The organism is Streptomyces chattanoogensis, from assembly GCF_001294335.1.
GTDB classification, from domain to species: Bacteria; Actinomycetota; Actinomycetes; order Streptomycetales; family Streptomycetaceae; genus Streptomyces; species Streptomyces chattanoogensis.
On sequence record NZ_LGKG01000112.1, the window covers coordinates 104,711 to 120,972 of the forward strand.

The following is a 16,262-nucleotide window of genomic DNA, read 5'->3' on the forward strand; positions in this document are numbered from 1 at the left end:
CGGACCGGGCGGTGTGCGCGGCGACCGCGGGCACCGGGCGGCACCGGGCGTGGACCGGGTACGTCCGGGTGCCCGCCGCCCTGTCAGCGCTGTTGCTGCTGGTGTGGTTTCCGCTGATCGCGGGCTCGACGGACGCGCCGGGCGGCGCCTCGGCGGCGCACTACACGTCCGCCACCGGGCTGCCGGGCGATGTCTTCCTCTCCCGCTGGCTGCTGCTCACGGCCGCCCTGTTCGCGGTGTCGGCCGTGTTGCTGCTCGCCCGTACGGCGGCGCCCCGGCTGCGCGGTACGGCGGCACGGGCGCGGCGGCGCAGGGCCACGAAGCGGCGCTCGGCATCCTCCGGCCGGTAGTCCCGGGGTCCGGGCACGGACCACTGCTCGACGGACACCCAGCCCGTGGCCGCCGCATGGCGCAGCAGCGCGGGGGTGCCCACCCGGGCCCAGGGGAACAGCGCGCCGGACCCGTTCCGCGCGCGGCTGCCGCCGTACCCCGCGGCGGCCCGCCCCTCGACCCGTACCTGCACCCGCTCGTCGACATCCGCAGCGATGGTCTCGACGATGAGCAGCCCGCTCGGGGTGACGAGTTCGGCGGTCCGGAGCAGCAGGGCGCGGGGGTCGCCGCCGATGCCGATATTGCCGTCGAGGAGCAGGGCCGTGTCCCAACTCCCCTCTTCCGGCAGGGAATCGAAGACCGAGCGGCACAGGGCGGTGCCGCCGGCCGCGGCCGTACGGGCCACCGCGGCCTCGCTCACATCGATGCCGAGCGCCCGGCGGCCCCGGTCGGCGAGCGCGGCGACGAGCCGGCCGGGGCCGCAGCCGATGTCGAGGACCGCGCCCTCGCAGCGGCGCAGCGCCGACCTGTCCGCGGCATCGGCTCCGGCGCACCAGCGCTCGACCTCCAGCGGCAGCAGCCAGCCGTCCGGGCGGCGCAGGAACAACGGGCCGCGGCCGCTGCGCAGCGCATCGGCGTACGGGTCGGCGCCCCAGGTCAGGGGGTGGTTCGCGGCGCGGGTCATCGTCCGGCGGCCGGTGTCAGCCGGGCGAGGGTGGCGGCGAACCGTCCACCGGGCGCGGCGGCCGCGACCCGGCCGGCGTCGGCGGCCGTGTCGACATCGCGCAGCGGCGGCAGGTCCCGCACCCGCAGTCCGGCCGCGGTCAGCCGGGCGCGCTGGGAGGCACCGGTGTGCGGGGTCGACATCGGGACGCCGCGGAGCAGTCGGGGGTCGGGGACGGCCAGGCCCAGCGCCCAGAAGCCGCCGTCCTCGGCCGGGCCGAACCAGGCGTCGCAGTCCCGCCAGGCGTGCAACTCCAGGGCGGGTGCGAGGAGTTGGGGGCTGACTTGAGGGGTGTCCATGCCGATGAGCAGGGTCGGGCCCGCGCTCTCGGCGAAGGCGGCGGCCAGCCGTTCGTCGAGGCCGCCCGCGCACTGGGACCGGACCTCGAAGCCCGCCGGGAGCCAGGTCCCGGGACGGCCGTCGAGCACCACCACCCGCCGCCGGGCCGGCATGGCGCGGACGGCCTGAAGGGTGTCGTACAGCGCGGCCCACGCCAACTGGGCGGCCTCGGCGGGGGTGTAGGGCGGGGTGAGCCGGGTCTTGACCCGGCCCGGCACCGGCTCCTTGGCGATGACCAGAACGGCCGTCGGACCGCTGGGCCCCGGACCGGCTGCGGGCCCGTTCATCGCGCCGCCTCCCCTGGGCCCCCGCCGGCCGCCTCCGTACGGCCCGTCGGCGGCGGTTGCCGCAGCACAGCGCGCATATCGCGCACCGCGTGCCAGGTGCCGCGCCAGGTGCCGGTGACCTTGGAGCGGCCGGTGCGCGGACGGTAGGGCACCTCGCGCTCCCCGATGCGCCAGCCCGCGTCGGCGGCCCGTACGACCATCTCGAGCGGATAGCCGCTGCGCCGGTCGGCCAGGCGCAGTCCGAGCAGGTCCGTGCGGCGGGCGGCGCGCAGCGGGCCCAGGTCGTGCAGGTGCAGGCCGGTGCGGCGGCGCAGCATCCGGGTCAGCGCGAGGTTGCCGAGCCGGGCGTGCGGGGGCCAGGCGCCGCGACGTTGCGGGCGGCGGCGGCCCAGCACCAGGTCGTGTTCGCCGTCCCGCACGGCCTGTACGAAGGGGACGAGCAGGGAAGGGTCGAGGGAGGCGTCGCAGTCGCAGAAGCAGACGATGTCGGCGTCGGCGGCGAGCAGTCCGGCGTGGCAGGCGGCGCCGAAACCGCGGCGGGGTTCCTGGACGACGGTGGCCCCGAGGTCCCGGGCGAGCGCGGCGGAGCCGTCCGTGGAGCCGTTGTCGACCACGATCGCGCGCCAGCCGTCCGGGATGCGCGCCAGCACCCAGGGCAGTGCGGCGGCCTCGTCGAGGCAGGGCAGCACCACGTCCACCGGGGCCGGGCGCGGGGAGGCGGCCGCGCCCGGCGGGGCCGCACGCACACCCGCCCGCATTCCCTCCCGCGCGAACTCCGCCATCCCCGCCGCGAATCCGGTCTCCGCGCGCCAGCCGAGCTCCTCGGCGATCCGCCGCGACGACGCCGTGATGTGCCGGACGTCGCCCAGCCGGTACTCCCCCGTCACCACCGGCTCCGGCCCGCCGCACGCCGCGGCCAGCGCCCGCGCCATCTCCCCGACGGTGTGCGGCTCCCCGCTGCCGGTGTTGTACGCGGTCAGCACGCCGGGCTCCCGTCCGGACAGGGCTTCCAGCGCCACCACGTTGGCGGCCGCGACATCCCGTACGTGCACGAAGTCCCGCCGCTGGCCGCCGTCCTCGTACACGGTGGGCGCCTGACCGCGGGCCAGCGCCGAGCGGAAGAACGAGGCGACGCCGGCGTACGGGGTGTCGCGCGGCATCCCCGGCCCGTAGACGTTGTGGTAGCGCAGCGAGATGGCCCGGCCGCCGGTCGCGCGCGCCCAGGCGGCGGCCAGATGTTCCTGGGCGAGCTTGGTCGCCGCGTACACGGTGCGGGGATCGGCGGGCGCGTCCTCGCCGACCAGGCCCGGCCGCAGCGGCGCACCGCAGGCGGGGCAGCGCGGTGCGAACCGTCCGGCGTCCAGGTCCGCCACCGCGCGCGGCCCCGGCCGCACCACCCCGTGCGCGGGGCAGGTGTAGTGCCCCTCCCCGTAGACCACCATGGACCCGGCGAGCACCAGCGCGCCCACCCCGGCCGCCGCCATCTCGGCCAGCAGCACGGCCGTCCCCAGGTCGTTGCAGCCGACGTAGTCGGGCGCGTCCGCGAAGTCCTTGCCCAGGCCCACCATGGCCGCCTGGTGGCAGACGGCGTCCACGCCCCGCAGCGCGGCGGCGACGGCCGCGCGGTCCCGGACGTCCGCGACGATGCGCCGTTCCCCCGGCCGCGGCGGGGGCGGTTCGCGGTGGGCCGACGGGAGCAGCGCATCGAGGACGACGGGATCGTGCCCGCGCGCCGTCAGTGCCGCGACAACCTGCGATCCGATGAATCCGGCGCCGCCGGTGACCAGTACACGCATGCCGGTCACGCTAGGCGCGGCGGGGCGTTGCGGCCGGCGCGGCGGGGTGCGCGTCACGGGTCCGTAAGATCCCCGCCGCACGATCGGCTCCGCGCGAACGGCCCTCAACGGCGATTTGGTAACAGACCGGCATGCGAGGTATTTCGGTCCGGTATATGTCACATATCCTCAGGTCAGGTGCGGTTTCCCCAGCAGTTCGCCCTGCGGTCCCGCCCGGGTCTCCCCGTAGCGGCCCGCCCCGATGACCTCGTGACGAGTCGTGATGACTCGCGATGACCCGCCGGAGTACCCCTTGGCCGTGTCCAACCCTGTGCAGCGCACCGGCTCCCGGGTGCTGTTCGCGCTCCCGTACGCCGTGATGGCCGCGGTCTGCGCGGGGGACCTCGCCGCGGGCCCCGCGCTCGGGCTGCTGCCGCTGGTCTCCCTGGGGCCCGCGTTCGCCGGGCTGGTCGGCGGCTGGCGCCGTACCGTCCTCGTGGGGGTGGTGGCGGCCGTCCTCTGCGCCGGGCTGGGCCTGTACAGCGATCTGATCGGGGGGCGGCGCGGGCTGACCGCGCTGCTGACGGTCGCCGGGGTCACCGCGGCCGGTGTGGTGGCGGCCGTCATGCGCCAGCGCCGCGAGGCGGAACTGGCCAGCGTCCGGTCGATCGCCGAGGTCGCCCAGCGCGTCCTGCTGCGGCCGGTCCCGCGCGGCGCGGGCCCGCTGAGGATCGCGGTCTCCTACACCTCGGCGGTGGCCGAGGCCCGGATCGGCGGGGATCTGTACGAGGTGGTGACCTCACCCGGTGGCGTACGGATGATCGTCGGCGATGTCCAGGGCAAGGGCCTGGAGGCGGTGGAGACCGCGGCGGTGGTGCTCGGCGCGTTCCGCGAGGCGGCGCACGACGAGCCCGATCTGACCGCGGTGGGCGTACGGCTGGAACGGGCGCTGAACCGGCACCTCGCCGGCGAACGCTTCGTCACCGCCGTGCTCGCCGAGGTCGGTGACGGCCCGTACGCCACCCTCCTCAACTTCGGCCACCCGGCCCCTCTCGTCGTCCGCCCCACCGGCCCGGTCACCTACGCCGCCCCGCCCGACCGCGCCCTCCCCCTCGGCCTCACCGGCCACAGCTCCGACGCGCCGCTGCCCCACACGGTGCCGTTCGCCCCCGGCGACCAGCTGCTGTTCTACACCGACGGCGTCTCCGAGGCCCGCGATGCGGCGGGCCGCTTCTATCCCCTGAAGTCACGCGCCGGCCTCCTGAAGGACCCCGACCCCGAGGCGGCGCTGCGTGCGGTGCGCGAGGACCTGGTCGAGCATGCCGAGGGGCCGCTGCACGATGATGCGGCGATGCTGCTGGTGCGGTACCGGGAGGGGCACGGGGACTGACGGGGCCCGGCCTACGGCGTGTGGCAGACGGCCTCGATGTTGTTGCCGTCGGGGTCGCGGACGAAGGCCCCGTAGTAGGACGCGTGGTACTCGGGCCACACCCGCGGGGCGTGCAGGGACTCGGCACCCGCGGCGACAGCGGCGGCGTGGAACGCCTCGACGGCCGCGCGGTCGGCGGCGGTGAAGGCGAGGTGCAGTTCACGCGCCGGGGTGTCCTCGGTGGCGGGAACCAGCCAGAGATTGTGCCCTGTTGTCCCGTAGCCGATGTTCTTGCCGAAGGTCTTGGTCCGCCGGCCGCCCAGCGGGGCGAGGACGGCGTCGTAGAACAGCGCGCTGGCTGCTAAGTCCCGTACCTGTAGCGCAATGTGATCGATCATGCCGTCATCCTTCCACGGCATCCGCGGACACCAACCGCCCCCCCGCCTCACTCCAACGGCAACCCCGCATAGTTCTCCGCCAGTTCGGCCGCGGCATGCCGGGACGCGGCGATCCGGTCGAGCTGGGAGATCTGGAGCCGGGTCTCGAACGGGCTCTGGTCCGGGGCGGTGTGCAGGGTGGTGGTCATGACGTACGAGAAGTGTTCGGCGCGCCAGACGCGGCGGAGGCAGGTGGCGGAGTAGGCGTCGAGGAGGGCCGTCGAGCCGGTGTGGTGGAGGTGGGCGAGGGCGCGGGCGAGGACGGTGACATCGGCGACGGCGAGGTTGAGGCCCTTGGCGCCGGTGGGCGGGACGATATGTGCGGCGTCGCCGGCCAGCAGGATGCGTCCGTAACGCATGGGCTCGGTGACCGAACTCCGCATGGGGAGAACGGCCTTCGCGGTGAGCGGGCCGCGCGCCGGTTTCCGGTCCGGGGCGCCGTCGAGGGCGGCGCGGGCCTCGAGTTCGTCCCAGATGCGGTCGTCGGGCCAGTCCGCCGGGTCGGTGCCGTTGGGGACCTGGAGGTAGAGGCGGCTGACGGCGGGCGTCCGCATGCTGAAGAGGGCGAAGCCGCGCGCGGAGTGGGCGTAGACCAGTTCGTCGGAGGACGGGGGGACGTGGGCGAGGACGCCGAGCCAGGAGTAGGGGTAGCGGCGTTCGTAGGTGCGGCGTGCGTGTTCCGGGACGGCGCTGCGGGTGATGCCGTGGAAGCCGTCGCAGCCGATGACGTAATCGCAGGTGAGGGTGTGGTGACGGCCTTTGTGGAGGTAGCGGATGCGGGGTCTGTCGGTGTCCGCGTCCGTGACGGCGAGCGCCTGGGCGCCGAACAGCAGCGGCGGGCCGGAGCGGAGCTGGAGGGCGATGAGGTCCTTCACGATCTCCGTCTGGGCGTAGACCGTCACCCGGCGGCCGCCGGTCAGCGCGGCCAGGTCCAGGCGGTGGGCGCGCCGGTCGAAGCGGAGCTCGATGCCGTCGTGGACCAGGCCTTCCCGGTCCATCCGCTCCCCCGCCCCGCAGGCGCGCAGCACATCGACGGTGCCCTGTTCGAGGATGCCGGCGCGCTGCCGCCGCTCGGCATAGGCGCGGTCGCGGTGCTCCAGGACGACGCAGTCGATGCCGGACCGGTGCAGGAGCCGGGCGAGCAGCAGGCCCGCGGGGCCGGCGCCGATGATGCCGACCGTGGCGTGGCGGGAACCCGTCACTGATCTGCTCCTTCCGCGAGGTGCCCGAAGGCCGGGATGCCTGTGGCGTGGGCGAGGAGGGCCGCGAGGACCGGGGCGGGGCGTTCGGCGCCGGCGAGATGGGCGGCCCCGGGGAGTTCGAGGAGGGTCGCACCGGGGATGCCGTCGGCGAGTTCGCGGGCGTGCGCGGGCGGGGTGGCGGGGTCCTCGCGGCCCGCGATGACGAGGGTGGGGGCGGCGATGCGCGGCAGCTCGGCGCGCAGGTCATAGGCGGCGAGGGCGGCGCAGCAGGCCGCATAGCCCGCAGGCGTCACCGTGCGACGCAGGGCGTCGACCAGGGCCGTGGCCTGCGGGGAGCCGGCGAAGGCGGGGGTGAACCAGCGGGCGGCGGCGGTGTCGGCGACCGGGCCGGTGCCTTTCGCCCGTACGAGTGCGGCCCGCTCGCGCCAGGCGCCCGGCGCCCCGAAGCAGGCCGAGGAGCAGATCAGGGCGAGGGAGACGAGGCGATCGGGGTGGTACGCGGCGAGCCAGGCGCCGACGGCGCCGCCGAGGGAGACTCCGGCGTAGGCGAAGCGGTCGATGCCGAGGGTGTCGGCGAGGTGCAGGACGCGGCGGGCCAGGCCGGGGACGGTGGTGGGGGCGGGGCCCGGTTCCGGGGCGCCGCCGTGGCCGGGGAGGTTCCAGCGGATGACGCGGAACTGCCGGGAGAGGGTGGGGAGTTGGGGTTCCCAGAGGGCGAGGGGGGTGCCGAGGGAGGGGCCCAGGAGCAGCGGCTCGGCGCCCTGGGGGCCGTCGACTGTGTGGTGCAGGGGCACGGCGGCGGGTGGGCGGGTCATGGGGTGGGCTCCTGCGGGTGGCGCTCGGGGCGGCGGGCCAGGGCGCGGTCCACGAGGGCGCCCGCTGACCCCGAGTAGCCTTCGGGGTCGAGGAGTTGGCGCAGTCTGGCCTCGGGGAGGGGGACGGGGCCGAGGGCTTCGGACAGCTCGATGCCCTCTTCCGCGGTGCGCCGGGCCGCCGCGTCCAGGGTGCGGCGGGCCGCGGCGCGGCCCATCAGGGGGGCGAGGGCCGCGGCGAGGCGTTCGGTGACGACCAGGCCGCGGGTCGCGGCGAGGTTCCGGCGCATACGGTGCGGGCGGATCCGCAGCCCGGCGGCCAGGTCGGCGGCGTCCCGCGCGGCGCCGCCCACCAGACGCAGGGCCGCGCGCAGCGGCTGCCATTCGGCGTGCCAGGCGCCGGCCGGGCGCTCGTCCTCGGCGGCCAGGGACCCGTACAGCACCGCGGCGTGCGCCGGGACCTGGCGGGCGGCGGCCGCGATCAGCGTGGCGCGCACCGGGTTGGCCTTGTGCGGCATCGCGGAGGAGCCTCCCCCGCTGCCCTCGGCGAGCTCGCCGGTCTCGGTGCGGGAGAGGGTCAGCACATCCGCCGCCATCTTGCCGAGCGCGCCCGCGGTGAAGGCGAGGGCGCCCGCGAGGTCGGCGACGGGGGTGCGCAGGGTGTGCCAGGGCAGGGCGGGTTCGGCGAGGCCGGTTTCGGCGGCGTAGGCGGCGAGGAGCCGGGTGCCGAGGTCGGGCGCGGGCCGGTGACCGTCGGCCTCGGCGTGGGCGTGGAACGCCGCGAGGGTGCCCGCCGCGCCGCCCAGCTGGACGGGCAGCGCCGTCCGTACGGCGGTGAGCCGGTCGTGGGCGTCGAGGACGAGGGCGCGCCAGCCCGCGGCCTTGAGGCCGAAGGTGGTGGGCACCGCGTGCTGGGTGAGGGTGCGGCCGGCCATGGGGGTGTCGCGGTGGCCGGCGGCGGTACGGCGCAGCGCGTCGGCGGTGCGGGCCAGGTCGGCGCGGACGGTGTCCAGGGCGCGGGCGGCGACCAGCATGGTGGCGGTGTCGAGGATGTCCTGGCTGGTGGCGCCCCGGTGGACGTAGGGGGCGGCGTCCGGGTCCCGGTCGGCGACGGCGGCGGTCAGGCCGGTGACGAGCGGGACGACGGGGTTGCCGGCGGCGCGGGCCCGCAGCGCGAGGTCGCGGGGGTCCTGGCCGTGTGCCGCGGCGGTGACGGCCGCGGCCGCCGTCCCGGGGGCGAGCCCGAGGGCGGCCTGGGCGCGGGTGAGCGCGGCCTCGGCGTCGAGCATGGCGCGCAGATAGGCGGCGTCGCCGGTGAGGGCGGCCACCGCGGAGCCGGACCAGGAGGGGGCCAGCAGGCCCAGGTCGGCGTCCCCGTACGGAGCTGCGGATGCGGTCCCGGTTGCGGTCCCGGTTACGGGCGTGGCTGCGGCCCCTGGCAGGTCATCGGAAGGCAAGGAAGACCGTCTCCTCGTGGCTGCCGTCCTCGGCGCCCTGCAGATGGATGTCGAAGCGGTAGTGGCGGGCGGGGCCGTCGGGGCGGGCGAGGAGGGTGCGCGCGCGGTCCTCGGGGAGCCGGGAGAGCAGGGCATCGGCGGCGTGGGCCGCCTCGTGCTCGGGGAAGTAAACGCGGGTGAAGAGGTGGTGGAGCAGTCCGCGGGCGAAGACGCAGACGGCGAGGTAAGGGGCGGCGCCGGGGCACCCGGCAGGGGCGGTGGCGGGCAGGGTGTGCAGGGCGTAGCGGCCGTCGGCGTCGGTGGGGACGCGGCCGAAGCCGGTGAAGTCCACGCCGTTGCGGCCGATGACCGCGCCGGTGACCGGGTCCCGGCGCAGCGAACCGGGCGCGCCCGTCAGGCCGCCGTCGGGGTCCGCCTGCCAGAACTCCAGCAGCGCGTCCGGAACCGGTGCGCCGGCTCCGTCCCGTACGTGGCCGTGCACGGTGACGGTGTCCGGATGGCCGGCGGGCGCGATCCGCTCGCCACCGGGGAACGGCAGGGCGTGCCCGAAGAACGGGCCGATGGTCTGGGAGGGGGTCACGGGGAGCGCCCCAGAGGGAGGGGTGGTGGGGGGCATCAGCGGCCTTCCTCGGTCCAGGTGGCGGACGGGCCGTCCAGGACGATGTCCCAGCGGTAGCCCAGGGACCGTTCCGGGCGGGACAGTTCGTGGTCGTACGCGGCCACCAGGCGGGCGCGGGCGGCGGGGTCGGTGACCGAGGCCAGGACCGGGTCGTACGGGAGGAGCGGGTCGCCGGGGAAGTACATCTGGGTGATCAGACGCTGGGTGAAGGCGGAGCCGAAGAGCGAGAAGTGGATATGGGCCGGGCGCCAGGCGTTGCCGTGGTTGCGCCAGGGATAGGCGCCGGGCTTGACGGTGGTGAAGGCGTAGCGGCCGTCGTCGTCGGTCAGCGCCCGGCCGGCGCCGGTGAAGTTCGGGTCGAGCGGGGCGGGGTGCCGGTCGCGCCGGTGGGCGTAGCGGCCCGCGGCGTTGGCCTGCCAGATCTCGACGAGCTGGCCGCGTACGGGGCGGCCGGTGCGGTCCAGGATGCGGCCGCTGACGGTGATGCGTTCGCCGAGCGGCTCGCCCGGGTGCTGCCGGGTGAGGTCGGCGTCGAGGTCGGTGAGGTCGGTGACGCCGAAGGCGGGGCCGGTCAGTTCGACGGCCTCCGGGTCGGCGAGCGCATCGACGGCGACCAGCGGCTGCCGGGGGTGGCGGTGGATGCTGCTGCGGTACGGCGGGTAGTTCCGCGCGGGGTGCGCGGAGGCGGGGCCGCCCTCGGGGCGGGCGTGGGCGGCGGCCTCGCGGGCGGCGATCTCGCGGCTGATGTCGGCCTGGGTGGGCTGGACCGCGGGTGGGGTCATGGACGGGGTCACAAGGCCTCCTTCAGAGCGCGCAGGGCGGTGAGTTCGGCGGCGGTGGGCGGGGCGGTGACGCCGATCCGGTCGGCCGTCCTGAGGTCCCAGCCGGTGGCGTCCCGTACTTGACTGACCGTCACTCCGGGGTGCAGCTCGGTCAGGACGAGTTCGGCGGTGCCCGGGTCGGGGCGGAGCACGCCGAGGTCGGTGATGACCGCGGTCGGTCCGGCGCCGGGCAGGCCGAGCGCCGCGCGGTCCCGCGGGCCGCTGCCGTGGCCGAGGGTGGTGACGAAGTCGAGCATGTCCACGAAGTTGCGGCGGCTGTGCCGCAGGACCATCAGCACCTCCCCGCAGTTGGCGGCGATCTCGGGCGCACCGCCCGCGCCGGGCAGCCGCCCCTCGGGCTTTCCGGGTCCGCGGTCGACGACGGTGGTGTTGATGTTGGCGAACCGGTCCACCTGGGCGGCGCCGAGGAAGCCGACGTCGATCCAGCCGCCCTGCAGCCAGTAGTTGAAGATCTCCGGTACGGACACCACCGCGTCGGCGGTGTCGGCCAGTTCACCGTCCCCGATGGACAGCGGCAGCCGGGTCGGCCGGGAGCCGAGGGTGCCGGACTCGTAGACCAGCACCAGGTCCGGATTGACGGTACGGCGGGCGAGGTTGGCGGCCGTACTGGGCAGTCCGATGCCGACGAAGCAGGTCCGGGCGCCGGCGAGGGCACGGGCGGCGTTGACCTCCATGAGCTCGTCGGGGGTGCAGCGGAGGGCGGGGCCGGGGGCGGCGGCCGCCGGGGGCGTGGGGGCGGCGGCCGGTTCCGGCGCCGCCCCGCCCGCCCGCGCCGGCTCCCCCCGTACGCCGCCCGTCACACCTCCCCTCACTCCGCCTTTCCCTCCGCCTTTCCCTCCGCCTTTCACCCGCTCCAGCCACCGCCCGAACGCCTCCCGGTCCCGGGCGATGCCGTCCCACTCCCGGTAGAAGGCGTTGTCCCGGACGGAATACCCCGCCGCGTACGAGGGGTGTGCGCCGCCGGGGACGACCACGACCGCATCGACGACCCAGCTCGGCAGGACGACGCCACCGGGGCGCGGCTCCAGCGTGCCGACCAGCTCCTCGACGGTGACCAGCACGCGCCGGGCCGCCAGCGCCGCCTCCTTCTGCACACCGGTCAGGCCCCAGAGCTGGACGTTGCCGGCCCGGTCGGCCCGCTGCGCGTGGATGACCGTGACGTCCGGGTTCAGGGCGGCCACGGCGGCGAGCTCCTCGCCCGTGAAGGGGCAGGTGACGGTGGCGACGGTGGGCGTGCGGCCGGGGATGTCGCTGCCGCGGTAGCCGCGCAGCACCGCGAACGGGAGCCCCGCGGCACCCGCGGCGTAGCGGTTGGCCATCCCGGCGTGGCTGTGCTCGTCGGTCTCCAGCGGGGCGGGCCAGCCGTTCTCGACGGCGTCCCGGAAGCGGTGCAGCGAGCCGACGCCCGGATTGCCGCCCCAGGAGAAGACCAGTTTGCGGGCCGCACCGGCGCCGATCAGCTGGTCGTAGACGACGTCCGGGGTCATCCGGGCGAGCGTGAGGTCCGCGGTGCCCTGGCGGATGATCTCGTGCGCCGCGGCGAACGGGATCAGATGGGTGAACCCCTCCAGCGCCACGGTGTCCCCGTCGTGGATCAGTTCCGCGACGGCGTCGTGCAGAGAACGGATGTCGGCCATACCCTCGCCCTCGTTGCGTTGTTCGTACAGTGAACTTAAGTTCAGAATCAGACTGCCCCGAGTGTGAACCCCGCCCCCGGCCCTGTCAACGGTGCGCCGGGTACGGTTCCGACGAGATCGCCCGCACCGTGGAGAGCCCATGAGCCGCCCCGCACCGACCGACCCGTCCTCGCCGCCACCGCCGCCGGAGGCGGTCGGGCCGCTGATGCGCAGCCTGTCCGTGCTGCGCGAGCTGACGGCCGCGGGCGGCCGGCAGGCGGTGGGCGACCTGGTCCGCGGTACGGGGCTCGCGCGCTCCACCGTGGACCGGGTGCTGAGCACCCTCGCCCGGCTCGGCTACGTACGTACCGAGGGCCGGGACGCCGTCCTCGCGCCCCGGCTGCTGGAGCTCGGGAACGCCTACCTCGCCGCCTGTGAACTCCCCGACCGGCTCGGCCCGCTCGCCGACCGGCTCGCGGACGAACTCGACGAGTCGGTGTCGCTCGCGGTCCCGGACGGCGACGGGGTGCGCTTCGTCCACCAGGCGACCCGCCGCCGCGCGATGTCGCTCGCCTTCCGCATCGGCGATCTGCTGCCCGCCGAACGGGGCGCGCCGGGCGCGCTGTTCGCGGACGCGTGGGACGCGGACGACTGGCGGCGCTGGCGGCGGCGGCGGGGCGCCGCCCCGGCGGACGCGGGCTTTCCCGCCGTACCGCCGCGGCGCCCCGGCGAAGCGCCCGACGATGCCTCCGGCACCGGCTTCGAGGCGCGGGTGGCCGCCGCCCGGACCGCCGGCTGGTCGCAGGACGACCAGCTGATCGAGCCCGGCCTGGTCGCGGTGGCCGTGCCGGTACGGGACCCGGCGGGGCGTACGGTCTGCGCGGTCAGCGTCGTCAGCCACACCAGCCGGCTGAGCGCGGACGCGCTCCGGGAGGCGGTACTGCCGCGGCTGCGGGACACGGTGGACGCCATGGAGTACGCCCTGAGCCTGACCGGCCGCCCCGCCGACGCCCCCGCCTCACCCCACGCCGCCTCCTGGATGCGGGCCTCCAAACAGGAGCTGGGCCCCGAATTCGTCGAGTCGGTGGCCCGCGGCCTGACCACCCTGACCGCATTCGGCGCCGGCCGCGCCGAACTCCCCCTCACCGCCGTGGCGGAGGCCACCGGCCTGCCCCGGGCCACCGCCCGCCGCGCCCTGATCACCCTGGAACACCTCGGCTACGTCGCGGCCGGCGGCAAGCTCTTCCGCCTCACGCCCAAGGTCCTGGAGCTGGGCTTCGCCCACCTCTCCGGCCTGACGCTGCCCGCCATCGCGCAGCCGCATCTGGCCGCGCTGGTCGAGCGGGTGCACGACTCCGCGTCGATGGCGGTGCTGTCCGGCGACGACATCCAGTACGTGGCGCGGGTCCCCACCGTCCGCATCATGAGCGTCAACATCACCCTGGGCACCCGCTTCCCCGCCTACGCCACGTCCATGGGCCGCGTCCTCCTGGCCGGTCTCCCCCCGGCCGAGGCGTCCGCCCGCCTCGCCCTCACCCGCCTCGAGCCCCTCACCCGCCACACGGTCACCGACCCCGACCGCCTGATGACCCTCCTGGAGAAGGTCCGCGCCGAGGGGTACGCCCTGGTGGACGAGGAACTGGAGGAGGGCCTGCGCTCCCTCGCCGTACCGGTCCACGACCGCACCGGCCGGGTCGTCTCCGCCGTCAACGTCTCGACGCATGCGGGCCGTTGCTCACCCGATGAGGCCCGGGAGGCCGTCCTCCCCGCACTGCGCGAGGCGGCCGCTGCCATCGAGGCGGATCTGCGGATGGCGGGGCGGTATGTGCGGATTCCGGTGGTGTGAGTCCCGGTAGGGCGAGTTCCCGCACGGCGAGGCAGGGGATCGCCTCGCCGTCGGCCTCCATCCGATTCAGCGCGACCGCCGCCGTCAGCCCCGTCCACGCCGGGTGGCCACCGCCACCAGGCCGATCGCCGCCGCCCCCAGCAGCCCCGCCGACGCGAACACGGCGAAGCCCAGCCGGCTGTTGCCGCCCGCCGCCAGGACGCCGCCGAGCCAGGGGCCGACCACGGCGCCGGTGCGGCCGATGCCGGTGACCCAGCCCATGGCGGTGGTGCGGTCGGCGGGCGGAAAGACGTGGTTGACCGCCGCGTACACCATCGTCTGGGCGCTGAAGAGCCAGATGCCGGTCAGGGCGACGACCACATAGGTGAGGCCGAGCGGCAGATGCCTGCCCAGGAGCAGCGCACCGGCGGCGGTGAGCAGGAACCACAGGGCGGAGACGGCGACCGGGCCGAAACGGTCGGCGGTGCGGCCGGCGAGGAACATCCCGGCGATGCCGCCCGCGTTGATGACGAGCAGGAAGCTGACGGAGGACGTGAGGCCGTACCCGGAGGTGCGCATCATCTGCGGGAGCCAGGTGTTGACGCCGTAGACCAGGAGCAGTCCGCAGAACGAGGCGAGCCACAGGAGCGGAGTTGCCCAGCGGACGCCCGAACGGAACAGGGCGAGGACCGAGCCGAGACGGCCCTTGGCGCCTTGGGGCGGCGCGTCGGCGGGGGCGGGGCGGGCCATGCCGTAGCGGTCGGCGACGGCATGGGCCTCGGCGGTACGGCCCTTGGCGAGGAGTACGCCGGGGGATTCGGGCAGCAGGCGGAGCAGCAGCGGGGCGGCGATGACGGCGGGCAGCACACCGGCCCAGAACACCGAACGCCAGCCGAGGGCGGGGGCGAGGGTCAGGCCGAGGCCGGTCGCGACCATGCCGCCCGCGTGGTACGAGGTCATCAGCAGGCCGGTGGCGAGCGCGGCCCGGCGGGGCGGGGCGAACTCCATGACCGTCGACAGGCAGATGGGCATCAGGCCGCCGAGGCCGAGGCCGGCGAGGAAGCGTCCGGCGCCGAAGGCCGCGGGGCCGCCGGAGACGGCGCAGGCCGCGGAGCCGGCGGAGAACACCAGGACGCTGGTGACCAGGACCGGGCGATGGCCGAGCCAGTCGGTGAGGGTGCCGGTGCCGAGGGCGCCGATCAGCATGCCGAAGGTGACCCAGCTGCCGATCGCGCCGGCCGCCGCGGGAGTCAGCCCGAGTGACGGATCGTCGAGCATATGCGGCAGGACGGCGCCGTAGACGCTGACGTCCATGCCGTCGAAGAAGACGGCGAGCCAGCACAGCGCGAGGACGGGGGCGACGGAGCGGAAGGTGTGGCGGGCGGGGAGGGGGACGGGGGCGGCGGAGGTTCCGGTGGGGGACGCGGGCGTACCGGTGGGCGACATGGGGACCTCGGATTCACGGTGATCCGGCGGCGGAACGAGAAGTTCCCGCGAGCATGCGGACAAGCGGCGTCGGCCGGCGCGCGGCCGCCCGCCCACTGTTCGCGTAGTGAACTTTCGTTCGTTCGATTAGCCGGGGATCCTCCCCGGGCAACCGGGGGCTGTCAATGACCCGCACACACCGCGCACTTCACAGCGCATCACCCCTCGCTCCCCTCCCCCACCGCATGCACCCGCCGCTCCCGCTCCGCGCGCCCCGCGGCCGTGGCGACCGACGGCCACACCCGGTCGAGGGCGGCGTTCATCGCGGCCCCGACCAGCACCGCGAAGGCGGACACGCCGATCCACAGCAGTACGGCGACGGGCGCGGCCAACGACCCGTAGATCGTGGGCCCCTCGACGGTCGAGGTGAGATAGATCCGCAGCAGAAAGCTGCCGAGCACCCACATCGCGAGCGCGACGACGGCGCCGGGGATGTCCTCCCGCCACGGCGAACGGACGGGTACGGACACGTGGTAGAGCGTGGTCAGGAAGGCCACGGACAGAATCAGCACGACCGGCCAGTACAGAGCCCGCACAACGCCGGCACCGGCCGGCAGCCAGCCTTCGACCGCGTCCGGCCCTGCCACCATCAGGGGCAGCGCAACGGCGCCGACGACCAGCGCGGCGAGGTAGAGGACGAACGCCAGCAGACGGGTTCTGATGATGCCGCGCCGCCCGTCGAGCCCGTACATGATGGTGATGGTGTCGACGAAGACGTTCAGCGCCCGGGAGCCGGACCACAGGGCGATGGCGAAGCCGAGGGAGATGACGTCGGGGCGGCGTCCGGTGAAGACGTCGTCCAGCAGCGGGCGGGCGATCTCGTTCACGCCCCGGTCGGAGAGCACGGTGGCGGAGGCGCCGAGGATGTTCTGCCGGATGCTGTCGACGGTGGCGTGGCCGATCCACTGCTCCGTATAGCCGAGCAGTCCGATCAGTCCGAGCACCAGTGGCGGCAGCGACAGCAGGCAGAAGAACGCGGCCTCGGCGGCCAGCCCGGTGACGCGGTACTCCATGCAGGAACGGACGATGTCCTTGAGCAGCAGCCATGTCAGCCGCCGCTTGGAGACATTGCGGTACAGGACCCGGGCTCTGCTCAGACGGCCCGCCGGCCGTCTGACTGGTTCGTTTGCGCTCGGCACCTCC

14 protein-coding genes and 2 pseudogenes are annotated in these 16,262 nt (G+C 75.4%); 2 read left to right on the forward strand and 14 right to left on the reverse strand.

Translation table 11 applies throughout. From position 1 onward, the window contains the following. Window positions 1-160: 160 nt before the first annotated feature. The 4 genes and pseudogenes from ADL29_RS46280 to ADL29_RS45205 all read right to left on the reverse strand — a co-directional run. Window positions 161-1,015, reverse strand: coding sequence for a class I SAM-dependent methyltransferase (locus tag ADL29_RS46280; protein WP_053923868.1), 855 nt, complete (start codon window positions 1,013-1,015; stop codon window positions 161-163). Beyond that, complete coding sequence (locus ADL29_RS13285) at window positions 1,012-1,680, reverse strand: TIGR04282 family arsenosugar biosynthesis glycosyltransferase (RefSeq protein WP_053923869.1); 669 nt, start codon at window positions 1,678-1,680, stop codon at window positions 1,012-1,014. Before ADL29_RS13285 ends, ADL29_RS46280 begins: the two co-directional genes overlap by 4 nt. Beyond that, complete coding sequence (locus ADL29_RS45200; protein WP_425424237.1) at window positions 1,677-2,426, reverse strand: glycosyltransferase family 2 protein; 750 nt, start codon at window positions 2,424-2,426, stop codon at window positions 1,677-1,679. Before ADL29_RS45200 ends, ADL29_RS13285 begins: the two co-directional genes overlap by 4 nt. After that, window positions 2,403-3,476: pseudogene (locus ADL29_RS45205) on the reverse strand (NAD-dependent epimerase/dehydratase family protein); the annotation flags it as partial. The pseudogene ADL29_RS45205 and the gene ADL29_RS45200, both read right to left, overlap by 24 nt. Window positions 3,477-3,834: 358 nt before the next feature. Here ADL29_RS45205 and ADL29_RS13295 point away from each other — a divergent pair. Continuing rightward, the gene (locus tag ADL29_RS13295) at window positions 3,835-4,845 is read left to right on the forward strand and encodes a PP2C family protein-serine/threonine phosphatase (protein WP_053924009.1); all 1,011 of its coding nucleotides are present in this window, start codon (window positions 3,835-3,837) and stop codon (window positions 4,843-4,845) included. Window positions 4,846-4,856: 11 nt separating this feature from the next. Here ADL29_RS13295 and ADL29_RS13300 read toward each other — a convergent pair whose 3' ends face one another. The 8 genes and pseudogenes from ADL29_RS13300 to ADL29_RS13330 all read right to left on the reverse strand — a co-directional run. Next, a complete protein-coding gene (locus tag ADL29_RS13300) occupies window positions 4,857-5,222 on the reverse strand; it encodes a VOC family protein (protein ID WP_053923870.1) in 366 nt (121 codons plus the stop codon). A gap of 47 nt (window positions 5,223-5,269) precedes the next feature. Beyond that, entirely contained in the window at window positions 5,270-6,463 is a 1,194-nt protein-coding gene (locus ADL29_RS13305; protein ID WP_053923871.1) for a 4-hydroxybenzoate 3-monooxygenase, read from the reverse strand. Further along, window positions 6,460-7,278 carry an alpha/beta fold hydrolase gene (locus tag ADL29_RS13310; RefSeq protein WP_053923872.1) on the reverse strand — a complete coding sequence of 273 codons (819 nt, stop codon included), beginning with the start codon at window positions 7,276-7,278 and terminating at the stop codon, window positions 6,460-6,462. The genes ADL29_RS13305 and ADL29_RS13310 overlap by 4 nt, the downstream gene beginning before the upstream one ends. Further along, a complete protein-coding gene (gene pcaB / locus ADL29_RS13315) occupies window positions 7,275-8,639 on the reverse strand; it encodes a 3-carboxy-cis,cis-muconate cycloisomerase (protein WP_078970985.1) in 1,365 nt (454 codons plus the stop codon). The genes ADL29_RS13310 and pcaB overlap by 4 nt, the downstream gene beginning before the upstream one ends. 79 nt (window positions 8,640-8,718) lie before the next feature. Next, window positions 8,719-9,348 carry a protocatechuate 3,4-dioxygenase subunit alpha gene (gene pcaG / locus ADL29_RS13320; RefSeq protein WP_053923873.1) on the reverse strand — a complete coding sequence of 210 codons (630 nt, stop codon included), beginning with the start codon at window positions 9,346-9,348 and terminating at the stop codon, window positions 8,719-8,721. Further along, the gene (gene pcaH / locus ADL29_RS13325; protein WP_053924011.1) at window positions 9,348-10,133 is read right to left on the reverse strand and encodes a protocatechuate 3,4-dioxygenase subunit beta; all 786 of its coding nucleotides are present in this window, start codon (window positions 10,131-10,133) and stop codon (window positions 9,348-9,350) included. The genes pcaG and pcaH overlap by 1 nt, the downstream gene beginning before the upstream one ends. Before the next feature lie 8 nt (window positions 10,134-10,141). Further along, window positions 10,142-10,867 carry a CoA-transferase subunit beta gene (locus ADL29_RS40965; protein WP_078970986.1) on the reverse strand — a complete coding sequence of 242 codons (726 nt, stop codon included), beginning with the start codon at window positions 10,865-10,867 and terminating at the stop codon, window positions 10,142-10,144. 177 nt (window positions 10,868-11,044) lie between these two features. Beyond that, window positions 11,045-11,830, reverse strand: a pseudogene (locus ADL29_RS13330) (CoA transferase subunit A); the annotation flags it as partial. A gap of 139 nt (window positions 11,831-11,969) precedes the next feature. On the opposite strand from ADL29_RS13330, the gene ADL29_RS13335 reads away from it, so the two are divergent. Further along, entirely contained in the window at window positions 11,970-13,655 is a 1,686-nt protein-coding gene (locus ADL29_RS13335; protein ID WP_053923874.1) for an IclR family transcriptional regulator domain-containing protein, read from the forward strand. A gap of 84 nt (window positions 13,656-13,739) precedes the next feature. On the opposite strand, the gene ADL29_RS13340 is transcribed toward ADL29_RS13335, so the two are convergent. Both ADL29_RS13340 and ADL29_RS13345 read right to left on the reverse strand, forming a co-directional pair. Then, window positions 13,740-15,080 carry an MFS transporter gene (locus ADL29_RS13340; protein WP_053923875.1) on the reverse strand — a complete coding sequence of 447 codons (1,341 nt, stop codon included), beginning with the start codon at window positions 15,078-15,080 and terminating at the stop codon, window positions 13,740-13,742. Window positions 15,081-15,277: 197 nt separating this feature from the next. Further along, window positions 15,278-16,258 (reverse strand): YihY/virulence factor BrkB family protein, encoded by a 981-nt coding sequence (locus ADL29_RS13345; protein WP_107094962.1) that lies wholly within the window; start codon window positions 16,256-16,258, stop codon window positions 15,278-15,280. Between the last annotated feature and the right edge of the window lie 4 nt (window positions 16,259-16,262).